The 6,790-nt window shown below is 50.6% G+C and carries 4 protein-coding genes; 1 reads left to right on the top strand and 3 read right to left on the bottom strand.

Annotation, left to right across the window (positions count from 1 at the left end):
* The first annotated feature begins 321 nt into the window (after positions 1-321).
* The gene (locus H0247_RS00300) at positions 322-1,602 is read left to right on the top strand and encodes an MFS transporter (protein WP_180740721.1); all 1,281 of its coding nucleotides are present in this window, start codon (positions 322-324) and stop codon (positions 1,600-1,602) included.
* A gap of 109 nt (positions 1,603-1,711) precedes the next feature.
* Here H0247_RS00300 and pssA read toward each other — a convergent pair whose 3' ends face one another.
* The 3 genes from pssA to H0247_RS00285 form a co-directional block, all read right to left on the bottom strand.
* Positions 1,712-3,067, bottom strand: a complete 1,356-nt coding sequence (pssA, locus tag H0247_RS00295) for a CDP-diacylglycerol--serine O-phosphatidyltransferase (protein ID WP_180740720.1) — start codon at positions 3,065-3,067, stop codon at positions 1,712-1,714.
* 189 nt (positions 3,068-3,256) lie between these two features.
* Positions 3,257-5,905: a bifunctional acetate--CoA ligase family protein/GNAT family N-acetyltransferase gene (locus H0247_RS00290; protein ID WP_180740719.1), complete on the bottom strand. Its 2,649-nt coding sequence runs from the start codon at positions 5,903-5,905 to the stop codon at positions 3,257-3,259.
* Between the two features lie 33 nt (positions 5,906-5,938).
* Positions 5,939-6,688, bottom strand: a complete 750-nt coding sequence (locus tag H0247_RS00285) for a tRNA-uridine aminocarboxypropyltransferase (RefSeq protein WP_180740718.1) — start codon at positions 6,686-6,688, stop codon at positions 5,939-5,941.
* Positions 6,689-6,790: the final 102 nt, after the last annotated feature.

Here is a 6,790-nt window from a genome sequence, read left to right as displayed (position 1 = left end):
GAGAGTAGGGAACTGCCAGGTTTCAATTAAGACAAAAGGCCATCCTATTAAGGATGGCCTTTTGTTTATTTCTATTTCAGTATATTAGCCCTTTCCTTTTACTTGAATAGACTCGCTTATCTTCTTATTAACCACCTCATAATAATGTCCTGTTTGTGCTGTTTTATTTATCTGTGTTTCAGTTAAGGGTAATAAAAGCACTGTTTGCGTTGTTACATTAATAAATTATTACAATCAGGAACTTTTTGCCTCAGGGTTTAAGTGCTGCTTTACTATAGCGGGCATCGTTTTATGCTCGGAAAAACAGGAGAGTAAAATAGGATGACTGATCTAACGGAAAATGTGAAAGATACGCGCCAGCGTATCCGAGCTATAGTTGGCGCTTCATCGGGTAATTTGGTTGAGTGGTTTGATTTTTATGTGTATTCCTTTTGCTCAATCTATTTCGCCCATATCTTTTTCCCTTTGGGAAATACCACCACTCAATTACTACAAACCGCAGGGGTTTTTGCAGCAGGCTTTTTAATGAGACCGATTGGCGGTTGGCTTTTCGGTTACATTGCTGACAAGCATGGTCGTAAAAATTCAATGCTTATTTCGGTTTGCATGATGTGTTTTGGATCGCTGGTTATTGCATGTTTGCCGGGATATGAAACTATTGGCACCTGGGCCCCCTTTTTATTGTTATTAGCTCGCTTATTTCAAGGGCTTTCTGTCGGTGGAGAATACGGCACCAGTGCAACATATATGAGTGAGGTTGCCGTTGAAGGAAGAAAGGGATTTTATGCTTCTTTTCAATATGTCACGCTGATTGGCGGACAACTGCTGGCACTGTTAGTTGTTGTGATATTGCAGCAGATTCTGAGTGATGAAGATTTACATGCCTGGGGATGGCGTATTCCTTTTGCTCTCGGTGCTATTTTGGCGATTGTTGCGCTTTATTTACGCCGCTCTTTGAATGAAACGTCTGATAAAACAACTCGCGAACATAAAGATGCCGGTTCGCTTGCGGGGTTGTGGAAACATCGCCGCGCTTTTATTACCGTACTGGGTTTTACGGCCGGTGGTTCCTTAGCCTTTTATACGTTTACCACTTACATGCAAAAGTATTTGGTGAATACGGCAGGAATGCATGCGAAAACCGCGAGCGGGTTAATGACCCTCGCACTGTTTATCTTTATGCTGCTTCAGCCGTTCTTTGGTGCGTTGTCGGATAGGATTGGTCGTCGTAGTTCAATGCTCTGTTTCGGCGGACTTGCGGCACTGCTGACGGTGCCTATTCTGACAATACTACAGAGTGTGACGAGCCCAGTTGTTGCCTTTGCCTTGGTGATGCTTTCACTGATTATTGTCAGTTTCTACACGTCCATCAGCGGCATTTTAAAAGCGGAAATGTTCCCGCCTGAAGTCCGTGCGTTAGGCGTTGGCTTATCTTATGCCGTGGCTAATGCCTTGTTTGGTGGTTCGGCAGAGTATGTTGCGCTTTCGCTGAAATCCTTTGGCATGGAAACGACGTTCTTCTGGTATGTCTCGGCGATGGGGGCGATTGCGTTTATTGTGTCATTAACGCTGCATCGCAGAGGAAAGGGAATGAAACTTTAGTTTTCAGACCGCTGCAATAACACCTAGCCGATAGTTACACCGGCCATGCTTCCAAATGACAATAAAAAACCTCGGCTTCCGAGGTTTTTTTAAAAGCAGATTACGGGTCTTAGAGAATACGACTGATGAGCCGATCGATACGAATACGGCGCAGGCGTCGTATTAGCTTACGGACTTTCACTGGATATTGCGCGATGCTTTCCAGTTCCATATAGCTTTTTACGATGTGGGTGTGCGTTCTGATTTTATCCAGTTCGTCCAGACGTTGCTGTAATAAAACCTGCTGAGGATCGTGAATCAGGATGGCGTTTTCCAGATCCAGACGCCATGCGCGAGGATTAAGGTTATTCCCCGTCAGCAGTTGCCATTTGTCATCGATCCACATGCCTTTCAGGTGGAAGCTGTTGTCGCCGTCTTTCCATAACCGCACAACAAGCTGCTGATTCTCAATATAGCGTTCCAGACGGCTCAGGAAACGTCGCAGGTTGATCTCATAGAGATAGGGTAGTGCACCGATGATTTTGAAAGGCTGGTCTTCTGGAATATAGAAATCGTTAGCGGTCTTATCGCCAATAATAATTTCTACTTTCTTGCCGTCCCGCAATAGCCTGATGATATTTCTGACCAGCAGCGCTGGCAGATTGAAATACGGGGTACAGATGACCAGATGCTCATCCGCACAATACATCAGGTGATGTATGGTCTTATTCAGCGGACTTTGCTTTCCTAACCCGACCAATGGCGTGACGGTTAATTCGCTTGCATCCGCACGATGCTCCGGAGCCTGATAGCTAGCGGTACGCAACGTTTGGCGGAACTGCTTAATATCATTTTTGATTTCCAGACTCTTCGGGCGAACGGTATGATCCAACCGCTGTACTGCTGGGGCTGACAGCATTGTCTGGATATATTGCACCATCGTATCAGCCAACACCGGATTATGAATCAACTGATAGCGGTCATAGCGGTACTTCTGATGCTGATGCAGATAAACATCATTCAGGCTGGCCCCGCTGTAGATGACAGTGTCATCGACAATGAATCCTTTCAGATGCAACACGCCCAAGGCTTCGCGTGTATTGACGGGGATACCATAGATAGGGAAATGCGTATCTGGATGTTTTTTCGCCATGTCGCAATACCAATCGGCATTGGTATTTTCTGCCGTTGCGCCGATCCTGCCACGCTGAGCACGATGCCAGTCTACCAGAACGCGGACATCCAGCTCTGGACACTGCCGTTTGGCTTCATAAATTGCGGATAGAATCCCCATACCGCCGTCATCACGTTCAAGATACAACGCCACGATATAGATGCGCTTTTTAGCACTCAAGATGGCATTAATCAGCGTCGTGCGGAAAAGCTCAGGCGAATGCAATGTCTGAACATCGTCTGCGTTCTGAGGGATTCTGGGCAGTTGTGCAAGGTGCTGTTGATATTTATTGCGTTTAAAATTTGACAGCATCACAGTGCGTTTCTTCTCTCATCAGTTTATACCCACCATACTTCGAGCTACACTAGGGTATATGACCTTCTGGTCATTATCAAAAGTTAAGGAGTAGCCGAATGGGCGATAATACCATTACTTTCCGGCTGTTGTGACCCTGTTTTGTGATAACAATTCCCGTTGCAAGAGCCATGTCACGTCGTGCAATCAGTCTTTCAGCGGCAACTCCAGCGTCACAATACCCTCTTCTAATTGTACGTCGATGTAAAAACCGAGCTTTCTGGACAGCTGGATCATACCTTGATTATGCGGCATGGTGATACCAGTTAAGCGGGAAAGACCGTGCGCCCGAGTGTAATCAATCAGTTTTTCCAGCAACCGTCTGCCAAGGCCCAGCCCTTTTAGATCGGATCGTACCAGCACGGCAAATTCCGCATCCGTATTATCCGGATCGGAAATCGCGCGCGTCACGCCAATAATCTCTGTTTCTTCACCGAGCTGGCGTACGGCAACAAATGCCATTTCACGATCGTAGTCAATTTGCGTCATATTGGCTAAGTCTTCGTGAGTAAATTCATTAATTTCGCTGAAATAACGGTAATATAGGTCTTCTTTTGTCACCCTTGCGATGAACGCGCTGAGCAGTGGTTCGTCTTCCGGCAAAATCGGTCTGAACAGGCAGATATCACTATTTTTGAGGATGACCGTTTCTTCCAGTTCATGTGGGTAGGGGCGGATTGCCAGCCTTGATTGGGGATCGCCACTGAACGGTGTCAGGTGTAGCGTGACGTCCAGCAGCGTGAACGCATCCCCAGATGCCAGCAAGGGGTGAATGTCTAGTCGGGAAATTTCAGGGCAGTCGAGAATCAGGTTGGAAACCTGAACCAGCAAGCGACTGAGCGCGGGAATATCCAGCGGACGCAGGGCGCTGTATTCGCGAATCTTGCCACCTTTCACCGCTTGTAGTACCAGATAGCGGGCCAGCGTCATATTCAGTGGAGGCAGTGCGACGGCGGCCTGTTGTTCTCGCCACTCAACGCCGCCTTCGCCCAACATAATCAGCGGGCCGAAAACGGGATCCTGCTCGACGGCAATCCTGAGCTCCTGCGCACCGGCGCGATTTGCCATGCTTTGTACCAACAGGCCGTAAATACGCGCCTGCGGATAGGTACGTTTCACTCGGTCAAGAATGGCATCTGCCGCTTGCTGGACCTCTCTGGCGGTTCGCAGGTAGAGCATGACGCCCTGAACTTCCGACTTATGCGGAATATCTGGCGATCTCAGCTTAATCGCAACTGGGTAACCAATTTGTTCGGCAATATGGACGGCTTCTGCACTGTCGCCCGCGATCCAGGTGGGTAAGGTATTTAAACCATAGGCTTGCAGAATCGGCTGAACTTCATGCGTATCGAGCTGAGTGACGCCATCTGATAGTGCCTGATGAATGAGTGCATGTGCCTGACTGGCGTTGATGCCCAAATCCAGCGGCAGCGCTGGGGTTTCCTTTAACTGTTTCTGATTACGCCGATATTCGACGATATGCATAAAGGCGGTTACCGCGCCTTCCGGCGTACGATAGGTCGGAATGCCAGCGTCGTTAAACAAGCGCCGTGCTTCCTGCGAGGAGAACTCGCCGCACCAGTTGGTCAGTAGCGTAATTCTTTTCCCACGCGGATGCTGTTGAAAGAGCGTAATCAACTGCGCAGCGCTTTCGGTGCTGGGAGCGGCAGCGCTGGGCGCGTGAATGATCAAGAGCGCATCGACGTCGTCACTGTCCAGTAGGACCGAAATCGCTGCCTGATAGCGAGCGGCTGTCGCATCATCCCGCAGGTCGAGCGGATTGCCGATAGTGACGGTCTGCGGCAATGTTTCCTGTAGCGCTTGACGGGTCGCCTCGCTGAGCTGTGCCAGTTTGCCTTGTCGGCTGAGAAGCTGATCCAGCGCCTGTGCGGCCGGTGACGCACCGTTGCTCACCAGCATCAAGCGTTCACCGCGTAGTGGTCGCAGGTGGCTTAAGGTTTCCACTGCGGAAAACAGCTCATGCGTATCCCGTACCCGCAGCAAACCTGCTCGTTGAATGGCCGCATCATAGGCGGCATCTAGACCGTGGCGCTGGTCATTCAGCAGTTGCTGTGCCTGCTGGCTGCGCCCGCTTTTTATCACCAGTATGGGTTTATTTCGCGAGGCGCTCCGAGAGGCGGAAAGGAAGCGGCGCGCATCGCTGATGTGTTCCAGGTGCAGCAGAATCGCACTGGTTTTGCCATCGCGAGCTAGAAAGTCGAGCAGGTCGTCGACATCAATATCCAGGCTGTCGCCCAAGGCGATAAAATAGGAAAAGCCAATACCGCGCTGCTGCGCCCAATCCAATATCGTGTTAGAAACGGCGGCCGACTGTGAGATAAATGCCAGTTTGCCTTTCATAATCGGGACTGGCGAGAAACTGGCATTCAGGCCTTGCCAGGGCGCAAGCAATCCGAGGCTGTTGGGGCCAAGCAAGCGCATGTGATAGCGCACGGCGCAGGCCTTTAATTCGCTGAACTGGGCTGGTGGCGCGGAGAGAATGATGGCGGTTTTACAGCCTTTTTGCCCCAGTTCCTCTAACAGTGTCAGATTACGGCTCGCGTTGGTACAAATCACAGCAAGGTCGGGGGTCATCGGCAGGCTGGTGACTGTCGGATAGGCCAGCACGCCGCAAACCGCGCTATATTTCGGCGTAACGGGCAGCACAGGGCCGCTGAAATGGCCGTCCAGCAGGTTTTTCATCATCAGAAAACCGGCTCGTCCCGGCTTTTCTGATGCGCCGAGAACGGCAATAGACTTAGGGCGTAACAGTGCTTCCAATCCGCGCTGGCTCATGCGTCACTCCTTACACAGCAATCCCCTTTGATACTAAACGCTTTCTGCCGATTGTGCTGTGACGATGGGTAAATTTTCCCGCACGCTGTGGTGCGATTTCCCAGCCAAATAGTGTCGCCGAAAACGGTCGAAATGCTGCGATAGCGCGTCAGCCGCGGCTGTATCGCCTGCTTGAGCGAGCAGAGCGATGGCAATCTCGGCGGTGCAGTGTTGTCCTGCGCTGCTGGCTTCACGTAACTGATAGCGGGAAAGGGCATCTACATTCAGCGACAGGATTGGCAGATTGTCCAGATAGGGGCTTTTGCGAAACATCTTGCGCGCTTCCGGCCACGTACCATCGAGTAAGACAAATAGCGCAGGCTTTTCCGTGGCGGGAAGCTGGTGAAACACCTGACGTCCTTCTTCTGCTGCATCGGCAAGGAAGACCAGATAGGGCTGAACATCTGGGTCTTGCAGAGCCGCAAGCAATTGGGGATCGGGCTCGGTGCGTGACCAGAGAAACGCCTGTGTCTCAGGCAGGATATCGGCGATGAGGCGTCCGGTATTGCTTGGCTTTAGCGGCTCGGTATCAAACATCACCAGACAGAAGCGGCTGCGGGATGGCTGTGCCTGAAAGGTGTGGCACAGACAGGTGGTTGCGGGCAACAAACACTGCTGGCAGCGTACGACACGGCAGCCACGGGCGCGGAACGGTTTGGTTGACTGCTCAAGACGCTGCTGGCGCAGGCGAAGTACGGCATTGTCCAGGGCAGGATGGTTGACCATTAAAGGATGGTTGATCATGAAATAGGTGACGCCATGAGATTCAGCAACGAACCTGTTTCGTTTTAATGATTAGGAAGCAGGTTCAGAAAGGCGACATTCTAATCGACAGGCGGGTTGACC

It is taken from the genome of Pectobacterium sp. CFBP8739 (assembly GCF_013449375.1).
Lineage (GTDB): Bacteria > Pseudomonadota > Gammaproteobacteria > Enterobacterales > Enterobacteriaceae > Pectobacterium.
This window is presented reverse-complemented; position numbering and strand designations above follow the sequence as displayed.

What these genes read in the sequence shown, in the direction of transcription:
- H0247_RS00300 (WP_180740721.1), top strand. Translation starts at nt 322, where the DNA reads ATGACTGATCTAACGGAAAATGTGAAAGATACGCGCCAGCGTATCCGA.
- pssA (WP_180740720.1), bottom strand. Translation starts at nt 3,067, where the DNA reads ATGCTGTCAAATTTTAAACGCAATAAATATCAACAGCACCTTGCACAA.
- H0247_RS00290 (WP_180740719.1), bottom strand. Translation starts at nt 5,905, where the DNA reads ATGAGCCAGCGCGGATTGGAAGCACTGTTACGCCCTAAGTCTATTGCC.
- H0247_RS00285 (WP_180740718.1), bottom strand. Translation starts at nt 6,688, where the DNA reads ATGATCAACCATCCTTTAATGGTCAACCATCCTGCCCTGGACAATGCC.